This window comes from Devosia sp. (genome assembly GCF_035944845.1).
In the GTDB taxonomy this organism is placed as follows: Bacteria; Pseudomonadota; Alphaproteobacteria; order Rhizobiales; family Devosiaceae; genus Devosia_A.
Window position 1 is genome coordinate 1 of sequence record NZ_DASZAW010000109.1, and the last position, 16,415, is coordinate 16,415.

Below are 16,415 nucleotides of genomic sequence, written 5' to 3' on the forward strand. Positions count from 1 at the left end.
AGTTCTGAATCTGCTCCTTGAGGATCGCAGAGATTTCCGCGGCTTTGATATCCATTATCCGACCTCTTTCATCGCGATCTTCATCGCCGTGAGCTTGGTTTTGAGTGAGCTGTCGATCATCTGGCTACCGACCTTGACCACAAGGCCACCGATCAGGCTGGGATCGACATGTTGGTTGAGCGTGACGGACTTGCCGATCTTCGCCTTGAGCGTATCGGCCAGCGTCTTGACCTGGGCCGCGCTGAGCGGCGTCGCCGAGGTCACGTCGGCACTGATTTCACCACGGGCGCCGGCAGCGCGTTCGCGGAACGCCTGGATGATCGCCGGCAGGGCGAACAGCCGACCGTTACGGGCCACGACCTTCACGAAATTGCCCACCGTGGTGTGCGCCTTGGCGCGCTCCAGCACGGCATGGATGGCCTGCGCCTTCTCTTCGGTGTTGATCACCGGGGAGCGAAGGAACCGGGCAAAATCCGGACTTTGTTCAGAAAGGGCCAGCAGGTTCACCAGCCCCTGCTCGACCGCCGCGACGGAACCGTCGGCTTCGGCGAGATCGTAGAGCGCCGACGCATACGGCCGCGCGATCTGGGTAAGCACTGAATTCTGCGCTGCCAATGCCCCGTCACCCTCGTGCTGCGCAACCCGAACCCGGCCGATGGAGGCGCCGGAGGCTGCTTTCGCTTATGATTGTTCGCCGGGAAAGGCGGATAGCCCCCCGGATTTCGCGCCCCCTCTAACATGCGAGATCGGCACCCGCAAGGCACCGGAACACGAGTCTTTCAGGGAGTTTTGTCGCAGGGGCGGGCCGTCGTTTGGACTCGTCTGCGAATCCGGTGTCGCACCCGACCGGCCGGCGAGCTCTGGCGCCCGCTCAGGGCATTTTCGTCACAGAAAGCTCTGCGGGTCGATATCCACCTGCACCCGCAGATTGCCCGTCGTCTTCGGCGCCTGCTCCAGCCAGAACCGCACATAGCCGCTCAGGTCGAAATCCTTGCCCGACTGCGCCAGCAGCCGCACCCGGTGCCGGCCGCGGATCATCGAGATCGGCGCGTCGGCCGGGCCGAACAGTTTCAGCCCTTCCGCCAGCGGCGCGACGCTCAGCAGCTGCTTGGCGTAAGCGAAGGCCGGGTCGTGCTCGTTGGCCGAGACGATCAGCGCCGCGAGCCGCCCGAACGGCGGCAGCCCACCGGCTTCGCGCGCCAGCAGTTCATGCCTGTAGAACGCCTCGCGATCCCCCTTGATCATCGCCTTCATCACCGGATGGTCGGGATGATAGGTCTGGAGGAACGCTTTTCCTGCCCGGTTGGCGCGCCCGGCGCGCCCCGTCACCTGGGTCAGGATCTGGAAGGTGCGCTCCGCCGCTCGCGGATCGCCACGATCGAGCCCGAGATCGGCATCGAGCACTCCGACCAGGGTCAGCTTCTCGAAGTGGTGGCCCTTGGCCACCAGCTGCGTGCCCACCACCAGGTCATACTCGCCGCGCTCGATCTCGGCAAAGCGCTCCCTCAGCTGCTGGTTCGAGCCCATGTCGGAACTCAGGATCACCATCCGCGCACCCGGAAAGCGCTCTGCCGCTTCCTCCGCCACGCGCTCGATCCCCGGCCCGATGGGCGTCAGCGAGTCGACTGCGCCGCACTCATTGCACGCCTTGGGTACCCGCTGCTCATGCCCGCAATGGTGGCACATCAAGACGCCGCGGAAGCGATGCTCGACCAGCCAGGCCGAGCAATCCGGACACTGGTACTGGTGCCCGCAGGCTTTGCAGAGCGTCAGCGGCGCATAACCGCGCCGGTTCAGGAACAGCAGCGCCTGCTCGCCCCGATCGAGCGTCGCAAACACCTCGCGCGCCAGCTTCGGGGCGATCCACTGCCCCTTCTCGGGCGGCTCCTCGCGCATGTCGATCGGCGCGATGTCGGGCATTTCCGCAGCGGCGAAGCGCGAGGTCAGCACCACATGCTTGTAACGCCCCTGGTTGGCATTGTTCCGGCTCTCCACCGATGGGGTCGCCGAACTGAGGATCACCCGCGCCTCGGCGAAGCGGGCCCGCACCACCGCCATGTCGCGGGCGTGATAGTTCACCCCGTCATATTGCTTGAACGCCCCGTCATGCTCCTCGTCGAGCACCACCAGCCCCAGCTCACGGAACGGCAGGAACAGCGCCGAGCGTGCGCCCAGCACCACCCTGACATCGCCGTTCAGCACCGAGCGCCAGGTGCGCGCCCGCTGCGCCGGCGTCATGTCCGAGTGCCACTCGGCCGGCCTCGTGCCGAAGCGCCTGGTGAACCGCTCGACGAAAGTCGAGGTCAGCGCAATCTCGGGCAGCAGCACCAGCGCCTGCCGCCCGGCCCTCAGCGTATCGGCCACCGCCTCGAAGAAGACTTCGGTCTTGCCGCCGCCGGTCACCCCGTCGAGCAGCGCCACCCCGAAACCGTTGACGTCGATCTCGCGGATCTGCGCCAATGCCGCGGCCTGCTCGTCGCTCAGCGTCGGTGGCGCCGCCTCCGGATCAGGCAGCAGCGCGATCGGTGGCGGCGCCATCTCGACCCGCTCGAGCGCCCCGGCCTTCTCCAGCCCCTCCACCACCGAGGCCGAGACCCCGGCCTCGCCGATGATCGCCGCCTTGGCGCGGGCCTCGCCATCCATCAGCAGCTCGAGCACTTTCTCGCGCGATTTGGTGCGTTTGTCGGGCTCCACTCCGGTCAGCCGGAACGCCGCGATCGGCCGCTCCGGCTCCAGTGCCTCGGTCGAGCGCAACACACTGCGCAGCACCAGCCCCGGCGCCGCCAGCGTGTATTTCGACACCCAGTCGACCGTCTTCAACAGCTCTTCGCTGAGCGGCGGGGTGTCGAAAACCTGCGCGATGTCCTTCAGCCGGTTATGCGCGTAATTGTCCTTGGGCAGCCCCCAGACCACGCCAAGCGTCGGTCGGCCGACCAGCGGCACCGCGACGATCGAGCCGCGCTGTACCTCCATGCCATAGGGCACGCGATAGCTGTACGGCCCGTCGACCGACACGCTCACCATCACCGCCACGATGTCGGGGGACTTTTCCATCTGTGCTCGCTTTGTTCACGGCTGAGATGGGAATTGCAAGTGCCTTCGCCAAACTCTTAGGCTGCTGCCGCGTTCTGTCAGCAGTCTCGGTTCATTTACCCGTGCCCATCACCATGAGGAGCGTCCCATGCCCAGCACGATTCCCGAAGGCTACACCACCGTCACGCCGTGGATCATTTCCACCGACACTCCGCAACTGATCGATTTTCTCATCGCCGCTTTCGACGGGGTCGAACTGGGCCGCACGCCCAACCCCGATGGCAGCATCGGTCACGCCGAAATCCGTATCGGCGATGCCGTGGTGATGGCCTTCGATGCGCCCCCGGGCATGGCCCCGATGCCCGCCTTCATCCGGCTCTACGTCCAGGATGCGCGCAAGGGCTTCGCGAGGGCGCTCGAAGCCGGCGCTACCGAGGTCACCAAGCCGACCCTGCTCGCCTTCGGCGATCGCGTCGCCCGCGTCCGCGACCCGCTCGGCAATATCTGGTGGCTGCAGCAGCGCGTCGAGGAGGTCTCGGAAGCCGAAATGCAGCAACGCTGGGGCGACCCAAGATGGTCCGAACCCATGGCCTATGTGCAGCACTCATTGGCCGAAGCGCTGAAGCACTAGGCCGACGCGGCTTTCCTGCAGCCTGCCACCGACAGCGCCCCAAACGCGGTGTCATCCCGGCGCAGGCCGGGGCCCATCCTGAGATTTCGCCAACGGCACGATAGACGCAGAGACCTCAGGATGGCCCCCGGCCTTCGCCGGGGTGACACCGTTTATGAGGGAACACCTGGACCACCGCCGCCGGAAACCAACCTCACATCACCAGAATCGGCGAGCCACTCGGCACCCGCTGGTAGAGATCGATCACGTCCTGGTTGAGCAGCCGCACGCAGCCCGACGAAATCGCCTTGCCGATAGTCCGCTCGTCGGTCGCACCGTGCAGCCGGTAGATAGTGTCGCGCCCATCCTTGAAGATGTAGAGCGCCCGCGCGCCCAGCGGATTTTCGAGGCTTGGCGCCATGCCACGGCGATAGGGCTCTAGCTCGGGCTGCCGGTCGATCATTTCGCTCGGCGGCGTCCAGGTCGGCCATTCGCGCTTGTACTGGATCACGCCGCGCCCCGACCAGGTAAAGCCGTCGCGGCCGATACCGACGCCATAGCGCATCGCCTTGCCGTTCTCCTGCACGAGGTAAAGGAAGCGGTGTGCCGTATCGACCACCACCGTGCCCGGGCGCTCGCCCGTCGGATCGTCGACGATCTGCCGCCAGAACTGCGGTTCGATCAGATCCATGCGCGCCGCCGGAATCGGGAAGCGCTCTTCGGGTCGCGCCGCATACATGGCGAGCACGTCGTCCGGAATACGCCTGGTTTCAGTATCGAGGCGAGGGGCGCCGGAGGTGGCGCAGCCAGCGAGGGCGAGGGCCGCAAAGCTCGCCGCCCCGGCGAGCAGCGCCCGGCGGCCGATGATCAGGTCAGTCATGTCAAATATCTCGATTGGCGGCCGGGAGGAGGAGGGCCGCGTTGTCAGGAACAGGGCAGTGTCAGGGGGCTTCAGCCCAGCCGAGGCGGAGGCAGTTCCGCGAGCGGCGACCGACCTTGCCGCATCGGCTGGTCGGCGAGGCCCAGGGCCCATTGCGCCACGGTGGCCCGCGGCAGTTCGACGACGCGCCGGCTGAGTTCGGGCTGCGCTGGCATCACCCGCTTGCCGCCCTGCATCTCGCAGGGGTTCGGCAGATGCGCTGCCCCACCATCGTGGCTGGCGCCCAGCGTCGGCAACCCGCTATTGGCGATGCAGACCCCAGCCGCAAAACTGGGGCTCAACAGCGCGAGCAGCGCGACGCAAAGCGTCAATATGGCAATGAACCGATGCATGTCGCCCGCATAGCCCGCGAAATAAGGCAGGCAAAGGGCCCCTCACGCCCGCGTGTTGGGTAACCGGGGGTTCGGCAAACCCGCGTTGCTCATCTGCAACACTCTTCGTTTGCCGAATCCTAACCGCCGCCGTGCAGGCTACCGCGCATGTCTCACGCCCTGTTCGCCGACGCCGGCCTTGCCGCCCATATCGCCAACTGGCAGCGCGATCTCGGCGCCATCAGGCGCCTCGCGCCATTGACGCTCGAGGCCTATCTGCGCGACCTCGGCCAGTTCGTCACTTTCCTCAGCGCCCATACCGGCGGCGAGGTCAGTCTCGCCACCCTTCGCGACCTTCGCGCCGCCGATATCCGCGCCTTTCTCGCCGCCCGCCGCAATGAGAGCCTTGGCTCACGCTCGCTGGCCCGGGCGCTCAGCGCCATCAAGAGTTTCTTCGGCTATCTGGAGCGCGAGGGCATTCTCGCCAGCGAAGCCCTCAACACGGTCCGCACCCCAAAACAGCCGCGTTCGCTGCCCAAGGCGCTGACCGTGCTCGAAGCCAAGGCCACCATCACCACCACCGACGAACTCGAGGATACCCCATGGGTGGCTGCCCGCGACATGGCGGTGATCTCGCTCTGCTACGGCGCCGGCCTGCGCATCTCCGAAGCCCTTGGCGTCAGCCGCGCCGATCTCGAAGCCAGCGCCCTGCGCGTCACCGGCAAGGGTGGCAAGACCCGCCTTGTGCCGTTGATCGCCCCGGTGCGGCAGGCCATCGACACCTATCTCGGCCTCACCCCGTTTCATCCCGGGCCGGATGAGCCGATCTTCCGTGGCAAGAAAGGCGGCCCGCTGTCGCCCCGGCTGATCCAGTTGCGCATGCAGCAGTTGCGCGGCGCCCTCGGCCTGCCGCCATCGGCAACCCCGCACGCCCTCCGCCACAGCTTTGCCACCCACCTGCTCGGCAAAGGCGGCGACCTGCGCGCCATCCAGGAACTGCTCGGCCACGCCTCGCTCTCGACCACCCAGATCTATACGGCGGTTGATACCGAGCGGCTGCTCGAAAGCTATCGGGCGGCGCATCCGCGGGCCTGAGCGGCTTGGCAGACTCTGTTCCTCTCCCCGTCGGAGAGAGGGTGGATCGGCCGTAGGCCGAGACGGGTGAGGGGTGATGGGCAGTTCGCCTGCCTCACGCGCCCTCGGTCGATCACAGAGATCGTGGCTTTCCCCTCATCCGGCGCTACGCGCCACCTCCGGGCGGGGGCTATGCCCTCGTCCCGCGACCCCGACGGGGAGAAGAATCCGGAGGGCGCAGTGCTTACTTCCCACCGAACGCACCGTTCACCCAACCGCCCACTTTACAGCCGCAGCGCCCGAGCGTACCTATCCGCTCATGACCGTTTGCATCCTAATTATTGGCAAAGTCTGCCTCATCCCCTCCGGGGACCGGGACGCGACGGCTGTTTGACCCTCGTTTGCTCACCGGCCCCGCCATCAGGCGCGGGTTCTCCGGTGATCTGATGGCAGGGCCAGAACTGGACCCGCCAAATGTCTTCCGAGACTGCGTCTACCATCTCTCGCCCGGGCTTCAAGCAGTTTGCCTGGGCCGGCATCGTGCTGGCGCTCGCCGGCGCAGCGTTCTTCGCCACCAAGGGCATCGTCATCAAGCTGGCTCTGCTCGAGGGCATCGACTCTGTGACGACGCTGACCTGGCGAATGATCGTCGCCGTGCCGATCTTCCTGACCGTCGGCATCCTCGGCTATCGCAAGAAGCTCGCCGCCCAGCCCACCGGGGCACCGCCGGTGCTGACCTGGCCGGTCCTCGCGCAGACCCTCGGCGTCGGCGTCATCGGCTACTACGTCGCGAGCTATCTCGATTTTTCGGCGCTCGAATACATCACCGCGCAGTTCGACCGGCTGATCCTCTTGACCTATCCGTTCTTCGTCGTGCTGTTCGGCGCGATCTTCTTCAAGCGCCGGATCACCCTGCCGATGGTCGTCGCGCTGCTCGTCTCCTATCTCGGGATCGGCGTCATCTTCTGGCATGACCTGAGGATCGAGGGCGACAACGTGCTGCTCGGCGCCGCTTTGGTGTTCGGTTCGGCCATCGCCTATGCCGCCTACCAGATCATGGCCAAGCCCCTGATCGACAAGCTCGGGCCGCAGCTCTTCACCTCGATCGCCATGAGCGGCGCCGGACCGGCGGTGATCGCGCATTTCCTCTTCACCCACCCGGTCGGCGACCTCGCGGTCACCGGCAACGGCTTCCTGCTGATGCTCGCCATCGGCACAATCTCGACCGTCCTGCCGGCCTATTGCATCTCCGGCGCCATCGCGCTGATCGGCCCAGAGCGCACCGCCATCATCGGCAACGTCTCACCGGTGGTCACCGTCGGCCTCGCCATCTCCATCCTCGGCGAAGCCTTCACCCCGTATCATGCCATCGGCACGGCCCTGGTGCTGGGCGGAGTGTTCCTGTTCACGCGGAAGGAAAAGCCCAAGGTGAAGGTGCTCGAGGAAAGCACGGCGTAGCTAGCAGCGTGGCGATCGATCTGGGCGCTCGCACCGGCCGTGGGCTCCCCTCCCCCTTGTGGCGAGGGGGTGGGGGTCCATCGCCAACTGCTACATCCCATCCCGCTCGCGCAGCAGTCCCAACTGCTGTGCCATGTAAACCTCGGCGTCATACTCACCGGCCACCGTGGCATTGAGCCAGTTGCCGCACGCTTCCTCGGGATTGGTCGCCTGCTTGAGAATATCGACGATGCCGCTGGAGCCGGCCGTCTCCGCATCTGTGGCAAGGCTCGACGCCGCTCCCGAAGCCGCCAGCGTCGCATCGAGCTCGTCGCGGACGATGAGGTTGTTGGCCAGCCAGTTCTGGTGTGCCTCCATATAGGCGACGTCGTAGTCGGCGGCTTCCCAGCAGAAGTTCGCCGCCCCGTCCATCATCCCCCACAACACATAAACCTGCTGCAGCGCGCCCTGTTGCGCATCCTGCGCCGCCGCCGCCTGCGGCAGTGGCAACATCGCCAGCATTGCAGCCAAAACTCTGAGCTTCATGACCTGTCCCCCACCGGACCACTGTCCGGCACCGGCAAGAGCTTGTCCAGCGCCGCAAGAAAAAGGGCTCGCCGAAGCGAGCCCCTGAAGCTTTGCGCTGACTGCAGGATCAGAGATCCAGCACCAGCCGCTCCGGCGCCTCGAGGCTTTCCTTGACGCGGACGAGGAAGGTCACCGCTTCCTTGCCATCGACGATGCGGTGGTCGTAGCTCAGCGCCAGGTACATCATCGGGCGGATGACGATCTCGCCGCCGACAACCACCGGCCGTTCCTGGATCTTGTGCATGCCGAGGATGCCCGACTGCGGCGCATTCAGGATCGGCGTCGACATCAGCGAGCCATAGACGCCACCATTCGAGATGGTGAAGGTGCCGCCCTGCATGTCGGCCATCGAAAGCTGCCCGTCACGGGCGAGCTTGCCGAGCCGGGCGATATCCTTTTCGATCTCGGCGATCGACATCTGGTCGGCATCGCGCACCACCGGCACCACGAGGCCCTTCTCGGTGCCGACGGCCACGCCGATATGGGCGTAGTTCTTGTACACCAGGTCATCGCCATCGATCTCGGCATTGACCGCCGGGATTTCCTTCAGCGCGTGCGTCACCGCCTTGGTGAAAAAGCCCATGAAGCCGAGCTTCACGCCGTGCTTTTTCTCGAACAGCTCCTTGTAGGAATTCCTGAGATCCATCACCGGCTTCATGTCCACCTCGTTGAAGGTGGTGAGCATGGCGGCAGTGTTCTGCGCTTCCTTCAGCCGCCGGGCGATGGTCTGGCGCAGGCGGGTCATCTTGACCCGCTCCTCGCGCCCATCGTCGTTGGCGTTCACCGGACCGCGCGGCTGCGCCGGCACTGGAGCCGGAGCCGGCTCGGCAGTCTTCGCTGCGGGAGCAGGAGCCGGAGCGACCGGCGCAGGTGCAACCGCAGCCGGCTTGGGCGCTGCAGCCGGAGCCGGAGCCGGAGCCGGAGCCGGCTGCGGGGTAGGCGTAGGCGCAGGGGTCGCGGCAACCGACACAGCCGGAGCAGCCGCGGGCTTTGCAGCGGCCGCCAGCACGTCTTCCTTGAGGATCTGGCCACGACGGCCCGAGCCGCTGACATCGGCATCGGTCAGCCCCGCCTCGGCCATCAGCTTCTGGGCGCTGGGCGCCGGCGGCACCGCGGCGCCATTGCCGTTGGCGGCCTTGGGCGCCGGCTCGGCGGCAACCGCCGCCGGCTGCGGGATCTCGGCGGGCTTCGGGGCGGCGGCGGGCGCTGCAGCCGCCACTGCGGCTCCGGCGGCGGCGATCGCCCCGATCAGCGCCCCGACATTGACCGTATCGCCCGGGTTGGCGGTGATCGTCTCGAGCACGCCGGCCGCCGGGGCCGGCACCTCGATGGTCACCTTGTCGGTCTCGAGTTCCACCACCGGTTCATCGGCGGCGACGCTGTCGCCCACCTTCTTGAACCACTGGCCGATCGTCGCCTCGGTGACGCTCTCGCCCAGCGTGGGCACCCGGATGTCAGTCGCCATCAGTTTGGTCCTTCAGTTCTTGCCGCCGCTTCGAGGCGATTGATACTACTTGGCGAACGCTTCTTCGAGGAAGGCCTGCAATTGCTGCAGGTGCGTCCGCATCAGACCGGTCGCCGTCGCCGCCGAGGCGGCGCGGCCGACATAATGCGGCCGGTCGCCCGGACGCCCCATCTGGTCCATCACCCAGTCGATATAGGGCTGCACGAACGCCCAGGCGCCCATGTTCTTGGGCTCTTCCTGGCACCAGACGATCTCGGCGTTCTTGAACCGGTTGAGTTCGTCGAGCAACGCCTTGGCGGGGAACGGATAGAGCTGCTCGAGACGGAGCAGGTACACGTCGTTGATGCCGCGCTTCTCGCGGTCCTCGAGCAGGTCGTAGTAGACCTTGCCGGTGCAGAGGATCACCTTGCGGATCTCGTCGTCCGGCGCCAGCTTGATCGTCGTCTTGGGCACGCCCGGCGCTTCCGCATCGTCCCACAGCAGGCGATGGAACGTCGATTCCGGCCCGAACTCGACCAGGCCCGACACCGCCTTCTTGTGGCGCAGCAGCGACTTGGGCGTCATGAGCACGAGCGGCTTGCGGAAGTCGCGCTTCATCTGTCGGCGCAGGATGTGGAAGTAGTTGGCCGGCGTGGTGCAGTTGGCGACCTGCATATTGTCTTCGGCGCAGCTTTGCAGATAGCGCTCGAGGCGGGCCGACGAGTGCTCCGGCCCCTGCCCCTCATAGCCATGCGGCAACAGCATCACGAGGCCGCTCATGCGGAACCACTTGCGCTCGCCCGACGAGATGAACTGGTCGACCACCACCTGCGCGCCGTTGGCGAAGTCGCCGAACTGCGCTTCCCACAGCGTCAGCGTCTTCGGTTCGGCCAGCGAATAGCCGTACTCGAAGCCGAGCACCGCCTCTTCCGAGAGCATCGAGTTGATGACCTCGTAGCGCGCCTGCTGGTCGGCGATGTTGTTGAGCGGCGTATAGGTTTCGCCGTCGCGTTCCTGGTCGCTCAGCACCGAGTGGCGCTGGCTGAAGGTGCCGCGCTCGACGTCCTGGCCCGACAGGCGGACCGGATGGCCCTCTTCGAGCAGGGTCGCGAACGCCAGCGCTTCGCCGGTGGCCCAGTCGATGCCTTCGCCCGACTCGATCGCCGCGAGCCGGTTGTCCATGAACCGCTTCACGGTCTTGTGGGCGTTGAACCCGGCCGGCACCGCCGTCAGCCGCGTGCCCAGCTTCACCAGATCCGGCAGGTCGACGCCGGTATCGCCGCGGCGCGGGCCCTCGACGTCGGCGCGCTTCAGGTCCTTCCACACGCCATCGAGCCAGTCGGTCTTGTTGGGGCGGAAATCCTGGCCGGCCTCGAACTCACGCTCGAGATGCGCCCGCCAGTCGGCCTTCATCTTGTCGACCTCGTCGATCGAAAGCACGCCTTCGGCGGCGAGGCGCTTCGAATAGATATCGAGCGTCGTCTCGTGGCTGCGGATCTTGGAATACATCAGCGGCTGGGTGAAGCTCGGCTCGTCGCCTTCGTTATGGCCGAAGCGGCGATAACAGAAGATGTCGATCACCACCGGGCGGCCGAAGCGCTGCCGGAACTCGGTCGCGACCTTGGCCACGTAGACCACCGCTTCCGGATCATCGCCGTTGACGTGAAACACCGGCGCCTCGATCATCTTGGCGACATCGGTCGGATACGGCGAAGAGCGCGAATACATCGGCGCCGTGGTGAAGCCGATCTGGTTGTTGATCACCACGTGGATCGAACCACCGGTGCGGTGCCCCTTGAGGCCCGAAAGCCCCAGGCACTCGGCAATCACGCCCTGGCCGGCAAACGCCGCATCGCCATGCAGCAGCAGCGGCAGCACCACCGAACGATCGGTCTGGCGCGTGTCGGCGAGGAAGCGCCCGTCGACCGCCGAACGCTGGTCCTGCTTGGCGCGCGCCTTACCCAGGACCACCGGATCGACGATCTCGAGGTGCGACGGGTTGGCGGTCAGCGACAGGTGCACGTTGTTGCCGTCGAACTCGCGGTCCGCCGAAGCACCAAGGTGATACTTCACGTCGCCCGAGCCTTCGACTTCCTCGGGGTAGAAGGCCCCGCCCTTGAACTCGTGGAACAGCGCCCGGTGCGGCTTGGCCAGCACCTGGGTGAGGACGTTCAGCCGGCCGCGATGCGCCATGCCGAGCACGATATCCTTCACGCCGAGCGAGCCGCCGCGCTTGATGATCTGCTCGAGTGCCGGGATCAGCGCTTCCGAACCATCAAGACCGAAGCGCTTGGTGCCGGTGAACTTGACGTCGAGGAACTTCTCGAACCCCTCGGCTTCGACCAGCTTGTTGAGGATCGCCTTCTTGCCCTCGGGCGTGAACTTGATCTCCTTGTCCGGCCCTTCCATGCGCTCCTGGATCCACTGCTTGGCTTCGGGATCGGAGATGTGCATGAACTCGACGCCGACGGTCGAGCAATAGGTCCGCTTCAGGATCTCCAGCATCTGGGGAACCGTCGCGTACTCGAGGCCCAGATAGTTGTCGATGAAGATCTTGCGGTCGTAGTCGGCCTCGGTGAAGCCGTAGGCGGCGGGCTCGAGCTCCGGCGCCGGCTCATCGGCCTTCATCTTCAACGGGTCGAGATCGGCATGCAGGTGCCCGCGCATGCGATAGGCGCGGATCATCATGATGGCGTGGATCGAATCGCGCGTTGCCTGCAGCACGTCGATGGCGGTCGGCGCCGGGGCGCCGGCGACCTTGGCCTTTTCGACCACCGCCTTCTGCACCTTGACCTGGATCTCGCCCCAGTTGCCGTCGAGCGCCGACACCAGCTCGCCATTGGCGGCCTGCGGCCAATCCCGGCGCTGCCAGCTTGGTCCTTCGGCATTCTTGTCGATGTCGGCGGGAGCATCCTCGAGCCGATCGAAATACGACGCCCAGGTCGGATCGATCGAGGCCGGATCGGCCTTGTAGCGGGCATACAGCCCTTCGATGTAGTCGGCGTTGCCGCCATAAAGGAAAGAAGAGAGCAAGAACTGTTCGTTCTTTTCTTGTCGGGTCATGTCCAGCGTCGCGAGGCGTGAACCCCGCCATCCTTCTCAAACGCCCGGGATTGCTCGACCGGGCCCTGTGTTGTCACGGGCCAAACTGCCCGCAACTTCTTTGTTTGACGTTAAGGCGCGGGTAACTGCCCGCGCCCCGTCATTCCGCATAGCGCCTTCAGGAAAAGTTGCAGGCTTTTCCGGTTCGAAGGCGCGTTCTTCGCACCAACCCCTCGCCTCAGCCTTTTAGTACGTCGGCTAGGGTTTGGCCAATCCTCGCAGGCGACTGCGACACCTTTATGCCCGCCCGTTCCATCGCCGAGATCTTGTCCTCGGCGCCGCCCTTGCCGCCCGAGATCACGGCGCCGGCATGGCCCATGGTCCGGCCGGCCGGAGCGGTGCGTCCGGCAATGAAGCCGGCCATCGGCTTCTTGCGGCCGCGCTTGGCTTCGTCGATCAGGAACTGTGCGGCGTCTTCCTCGGCGGAACCGCCGATTTCGCCGATCATGATGATGGATTTGGTGGCTTCGTCGGCGAGGAACATTTCGAGCATATCGATGAACTCGGTGCCCTTGACCGGATCGCCGCCGATGCCGACCGCAGTGGTCTGGCCGAGCCCGGCATTGGTGGTCTGGAACACCGCCTCATAGGTAAGCGTGCCGGAGCGCGAAACAATGCCCACCGAGCCCTTGGAGAAGATCGAGCCCGGCATGATGCCGATCTTGCATTCTTCCGGCGTCAGCACACCAGGGCAGTTGGGGCCGAGCAGCCGCGACTTCGATTTGTCGAGCCGCGCCTTCACCCGCACCATGTCGAGCACCGGAATGCCCTCGGTGATGCAGACGATCAGCGGGATCTCGGCATCGATCGCCTCGATGATGGCGTCGGCGGCGCCCGGCGGCGGCACATAGACCACCGAAGCCGTGGCGCCGGTGCGCTCCTTGCCTTCGGCGACCGTTGCGAACACCGGCAGCGTCGCCGAGGCATCGAGCCCCGAGGTCCAGACTTCGCCGGCCTTCTTGGGGTTCACGCCACCCACCATCTTGGTGCCATAATAGGCCAGCGCCTGCTCGGTATGGAACGTGCCGGTCTTGCCGGTCAGCCCCTGCACCAGAACGCGAGTGTCTTTGTTGACGAGAATCGACATTGCTTCTTCCTGGCTCAGCGGGTCTTTACGGCGGCGACGATCTTCTGCGCCGCGTCGTCGAGGTCGTCGGCCGAGATCACGTCGAGGCCGGATGAGTTGAGGATGGCTTTGCCTTCCTTGACGTTGGTGCCTTCGAGGCGCACCACCAGCGGCACCTTGAGGCCGACTTCCTTCACCGCCGCAATCACGCCTTCGGCGATGATATCGCAGCGCATGATGCCACCGAAGATGTTGACCAGGATGCCTTTGACGGCCGGGTCGGCGGTGATGATCTTGAAGGCTGCCGTCACCTTCTCCTTGCTGGCGCCGCCGCCCACGTCGAGGAAGTTGGCAGGCTCGGCGCCATAGAGCTTGATGATGTCCATCGTCGCCATGGCAAGGCCGGCGCCGTTGACCATGCAGCCGATATTGCCGTCGAGCGCCACATAGGCGAGGTCGAACTTCGACGCCTCGATTTCCTTGGCGTCCTCTTCGGTGAGGTCGCGCAGCGGCGCCAGCTCAGCATGCCGGAACGAAGCGTTGTTATCGAAGCTCACCTTGGCGTCGAGCACCCTGAGGTGCCCGTTGGCCATGACGATCAGCGGGTTCACTTCGAGCAGCGACATGTCGGTCTCGACGAACGCCTTGTAGAGCGCCGGGAACACCGACTTGGCGTCCTCGGCAGCCGAACCGTCGAGCTTGAGCGCCGCAACGATCTCGGCCACGTCCTTGGCAGTGACACCGACCGTCGGGTCGATATCGACCGCGATGATCTTTTCCGGCGTGTCATGCGCCACCGCTTCGATGTCCACGCCGCCTTCGGTCGAAACCACGAACGACACCCGGCCGGTGGACCGGTCGACCAGAAGCGAGCAGTAGAGCTCGCGCGCGATGTCGGCGCCGTCTTCGATATAGAGCCGGTTGACCTGCTTGCCGTTGGGGCCGGTCTGCTTGGTCACCAGCGTATTGCCCAGCATTTCCTTGGCATTGGCGGCAACTTCCGCCGCGGATTTCGCCAGTCGTACACCGCCCTTGGCATCGGCGGGCAGTTCCTTGAACTTGCCCTTGCCGCGACCGCCGGCATGGATCTGCGACTTCACCACATAGAGCGGTCCGGGCAGCTCCAGCGCCGCGGCTTCCGCCTCGTGCGGCGTGAAGATCGCCACCCCGTCGGCCACGGGCAACCCGTAGGTCTTCAGCAGCGCCTTGGCCTGGTGTTCGTGGATGTTCACCTGAATTCTCCTGTACCCAATACGCGGTTCGCCACCATCACTGGTTGGCTCCGCTGAAATCGGCGACGAGAGCCCGAGCTCCCGGGACGATCACGATTCTGTCGCTGTCGCAGTCGAAGAACTTCGCCATGACACCGAGCCCGCGGGCCGTGCCGTTGGCCTGCTCGGCCGCTGCGTCGACCACCGCAACGACACAACCCGGCGCATCGGGGACTCCGACCTTGCTGACCACCAGCGCTTCGGCCTTGCGGCCGTCGACATCGATAAGGAAGCGGAGAATGGCAGCCTGCACGCCATCCTCATCGTCCAGCCACTCGATCGTCCTGCCGACACTGTTGAAGGCCGAGAAGGTCTCGAATGCCGCGTTGCGGACGCCGAAATCGACGTCCATCCGGGCATCGCCTTCCGAGACGAACACATCGAACCCGCCATGGCCGTCGCAGCGGAGGTCCGCTCCCCCGCCTTCCTCGTACACCTTCAGCACCTCACACGCCTCGAGATCGAGCGTGGTGTAGGAGCTCTGCGCCCATGCAGGACTCGCCGCGGCTGCGGCGAGCAGGGTCACCAGGGTCAGGAAAGTCCGGTGGGCGCGCACGGCGTCCCCCTTGCCAGTTACGCGAGCTTCGGCGCGATCTTCTTGCAAGCGTCGACGAGGCCGTTCACCGCGGCGACTGACTTGTCGAACGCCTTCTGTTCCGAGCCCGACAGCGAGATCTCGACGATCTTTTCGGCGCCACCCGCGCCGATCAGCACCGGCACGCCGACATAGGTGCCCTTGACGCCGTATTCGCCCTTGAGAAAGGCGGCGCAGGGGAGGATGCGCTTCTTGTCCTTCAGGTAGCTCTCGGCCATTTCGATCGCCGAGGCGGCGGGGGCGTAGAAGGCCGACCCGGTCTTCAGCAGCCCAACGATCTCGGCGCCGCCGTCACGGGTGCGCTGGATGATCTGCTCGAGCTTTTCCTTGCTCATCCAACCCATCTTGACGATGTCGGGGAGCGGAATGCCGCCAACGGTCGAGTAGCGCGGCAGCGGCACCATGGTGTCGCCATGGCCGCCGAGCACGAACGCCGTGACATCCTGCACCGAAACCTTGAGTTCATCGGCGATGAAGTGGCGGAAGCGCGCCGAGTCGAGGACGCCCGCCATGCCGACCACGCGGTTGGCCGGCAGGCCGCTGAACTTCTGCAGCGCCCAGACCATCGCGTCGAGCGGGTTGGTGATGCAGATGACGAAAGCGTCCGGCGCGTATTTGGCGATACCGGCGCCCACCTGCTCCATCACCTTGAGGTTGATCTCGAGCAGATCGTCGCGGCTCATGCCGGGCTTGCGCGGCACGCCGGCGGTGACGATCACCACGTCGGCGCCGACGATGTCCTTATATTCGGAAGTGCCCTTGAGCGTCGAATTGAAGCCTTCGACCGGGCCGGACTGGCTGAGATCCAGGGCCTTGCCCTGCGGTACGCCGTCGACCACGTCGAACAGGATCACATCGCCCAGTTCTTTGGTTGCTGCAAGCAGCGCCAAAGTGCCGCCAATCTGTCCCGCACCGATCAGAGCGATCTTCTTGCGCGCCATCCA

The 16,415-nt window shown here is 65.6% G+C and carries 14 protein-coding genes; 3 read left to right on the forward strand and 11 right to left on the reverse strand.

The features are described 5' to 3' along the window. Positions 1 to 54: 54 nt before the first annotated feature. Together VGV07_RS21150 and VGV07_RS21155 are read right to left on the reverse strand one after the other, a co-directional pair. On the reverse strand, positions 55 to 615 hold the full coding sequence (locus tag VGV07_RS21150) for a F0F1 ATP synthase subunit delta (RefSeq protein ID WP_326870717.1): 561 nt from the start codon (positions 613 to 615) through the stop codon (positions 55 to 57). A 270-nt stretch (positions 616 to 885) separates the two neighbouring features. Then, positions 886 to 3,054 carry a primosomal protein N' gene (locus VGV07_RS21155; RefSeq protein WP_326870718.1) on the reverse strand — a complete coding sequence of 723 codons (2,169 nt, stop codon included), beginning with the start codon at positions 3,052 to 3,054 and terminating at the stop codon, positions 886 to 888. Between the two features lie 127 nt (positions 3,055 to 3,181). Between VGV07_RS21155 and VGV07_RS21160 the strand changes: the two genes are divergently transcribed. After that, the gene (locus VGV07_RS21160) at positions 3,182 to 3,664 is read left to right on the forward strand and encodes a VOC family protein (protein WP_326870719.1); all 483 of its coding nucleotides are present in this window, start codon (positions 3,182 to 3,184) and stop codon (positions 3,662 to 3,664) included. A gap of 193 nt (positions 3,665 to 3,857) precedes the next feature. Here VGV07_RS21160 and VGV07_RS21165 read toward each other — a convergent pair whose 3' ends face one another. Beyond that, positions 3,858 to 4,523: a L,D-transpeptidase gene (locus VGV07_RS21165; protein WP_326870720.1), complete on the reverse strand. Its 666-nt coding sequence runs from the start codon at positions 4,521 to 4,523 to the stop codon at positions 3,858 to 3,860. 71 nt (positions 4,524 to 4,594) lie between these two features. Further along, positions 4,595 to 4,915 carry a hypothetical protein gene (locus VGV07_RS21170; RefSeq protein ID WP_326870721.1) on the reverse strand — a complete coding sequence of 107 codons (321 nt, stop codon included), beginning with the start codon at positions 4,913 to 4,915 and terminating at the stop codon, positions 4,595 to 4,597. Positions 4,916 to 5,062: 147 nt separating this feature from the next. On the opposite strand from VGV07_RS21170, the gene VGV07_RS21175 reads away from it, so the two are divergent. Further along, positions 5,063 to 5,989 carry a tyrosine recombinase XerC gene (locus VGV07_RS21175; RefSeq protein WP_326870722.1) on the forward strand — a complete coding sequence of 309 codons (927 nt, stop codon included), beginning with the start codon at positions 5,063 to 5,065 and terminating at the stop codon, positions 5,987 to 5,989. A 453-nt stretch (positions 5,990 to 6,442) separates the two neighbouring features. After that, positions 6,443 to 7,426 carry a DMT family transporter gene (locus VGV07_RS21180; protein ID WP_326870723.1) on the forward strand — a complete coding sequence of 328 codons (984 nt, stop codon included), beginning with the start codon at positions 6,443 to 6,445 and terminating at the stop codon, positions 7,424 to 7,426. A gap of 90 nt (positions 7,427 to 7,516) precedes the next feature. On the opposite strand, the gene VGV07_RS21185 is transcribed toward VGV07_RS21180, so the two are convergent. The 7 genes from VGV07_RS21185 to mdh form a co-directional block, all read right to left on the reverse strand. Then, positions 7,517 to 7,951, reverse strand: coding sequence for a hypothetical protein (locus VGV07_RS21185; RefSeq protein ID WP_326870724.1), 435 nt, complete (start codon positions 7,949 to 7,951; stop codon positions 7,517 to 7,519). A gap of 109 nt (positions 7,952 to 8,060) precedes the next feature. After that, complete coding sequence (gene odhB / locus VGV07_RS21190) at positions 8,061 to 9,458, reverse strand: 2-oxoglutarate dehydrogenase complex dihydrolipoyllysine-residue succinyltransferase (protein ID WP_326870725.1); 1,398 nt, start codon at positions 9,456 to 9,458, stop codon at positions 8,061 to 8,063. A gap of 45 nt (positions 9,459 to 9,503) precedes the next feature. Further along, a complete protein-coding gene (locus VGV07_RS21195) occupies positions 9,504 to 12,500 on the reverse strand; it encodes a 2-oxoglutarate dehydrogenase E1 component (RefSeq protein WP_326870726.1) in 2,997 nt (998 codons plus the stop codon). Positions 12,501 to 12,717: 217 nt separating this feature from the next. Next, positions 12,718 to 13,626 carry a succinate--CoA ligase subunit alpha gene (sucD, locus tag VGV07_RS21200; RefSeq protein WP_326870727.1) on the reverse strand — a complete coding sequence of 303 codons (909 nt, stop codon included), beginning with the start codon at positions 13,624 to 13,626 and terminating at the stop codon, positions 12,718 to 12,720. Between the two features lie 14 nt (positions 13,627 to 13,640). Beyond that, positions 13,641 to 14,837, reverse strand: coding sequence for an ADP-forming succinate--CoA ligase subunit beta (gene sucC, locus VGV07_RS21205; protein ID WP_326870728.1), 1,197 nt, complete (start codon positions 14,835 to 14,837; stop codon positions 13,641 to 13,643). A gap of 37 nt (positions 14,838 to 14,874) precedes the next feature. Then, a complete protein-coding gene (locus VGV07_RS21210) occupies positions 14,875 to 15,432 on the reverse strand; it encodes a hypothetical protein (protein WP_326870729.1) in 558 nt (185 codons plus the stop codon). Between the two features lie 17 nt (positions 15,433 to 15,449). Then, the gene (gene mdh / locus VGV07_RS21215) at positions 15,450 to 16,412 is read right to left on the reverse strand and encodes a malate dehydrogenase (RefSeq protein ID WP_326870730.1); all 963 of its coding nucleotides are present in this window, start codon (positions 16,410 to 16,412) and stop codon (positions 15,450 to 15,452) included. Between the last annotated feature and the right edge of the window lie 3 nt (positions 16,413 to 16,415).

What these genes read in the sequence shown, in the direction of transcription:
- VGV07_RS21155 (WP_326870718.1), bottom strand. Translation starts at nt 3,054, where the DNA reads ATGGAAAAGTCCCCCGACATCGTGGCGGTGATGGTGAGCGTGTCGGTC.
- VGV07_RS21160 (WP_326870719.1), top strand. Translation starts at nt 3,182, where the DNA reads ATGCCCAGCACGATTCCCGAAGGCTACACCACCGTCACGCCGTGGATC.
- VGV07_RS21165 (WP_326870720.1), bottom strand. Translation starts at nt 4,523, where the DNA reads ATGACTGACCTGATCATCGGCCGCCGGGCGCTGCTCGCCGGGGCGGCG.
- VGV07_RS21170 (WP_326870721.1), bottom strand. Translation starts at nt 4,915, where the DNA reads ATGCATCGGTTCATTGCCATATTGACGCTTTGCGTCGCGCTGCTCGCG.
- VGV07_RS21175 (WP_326870722.1), top strand. Translation starts at nt 5,063, where the DNA reads ATGTCTCACGCCCTGTTCGCCGACGCCGGCCTTGCCGCCCATATCGCC.
- VGV07_RS21180 (WP_326870723.1), top strand. Translation starts at nt 6,443, where the DNA reads ATGTCTTCCGAGACTGCGTCTACCATCTCTCGCCCGGGCTTCAAGCAG.
- VGV07_RS21185 (WP_326870724.1), bottom strand. Translation starts at nt 7,951, where the DNA reads ATGAAGCTCAGAGTTTTGGCTGCAATGCTGGCGATGTTGCCACTGCCG.
- odhB (WP_326870725.1), bottom strand. Translation starts at nt 9,458, where the DNA reads ATGGCGACTGACATCCGGGTGCCCACGCTGGGCGAGAGCGTCACCGAG.
- VGV07_RS21195 (WP_326870726.1), bottom strand. Translation starts at nt 12,500, where the DNA reads ATGACCCGACAAGAAAAGAACGAACAGTTCTTGCTCTCTTCTTTCCTT.
- sucD (WP_326870727.1), bottom strand. Translation starts at nt 13,626, where the DNA reads ATGTCGATTCTCGTCAACAAAGACACTCGCGTTCTGGTGCAGGGGCTG.
- mdh (WP_326870730.1), bottom strand. Translation starts at nt 16,412, where the DNA reads ATGGCGCGCAAGAAGATCGCTCTGATCGGTGCGGGACAGATTGGCGGC.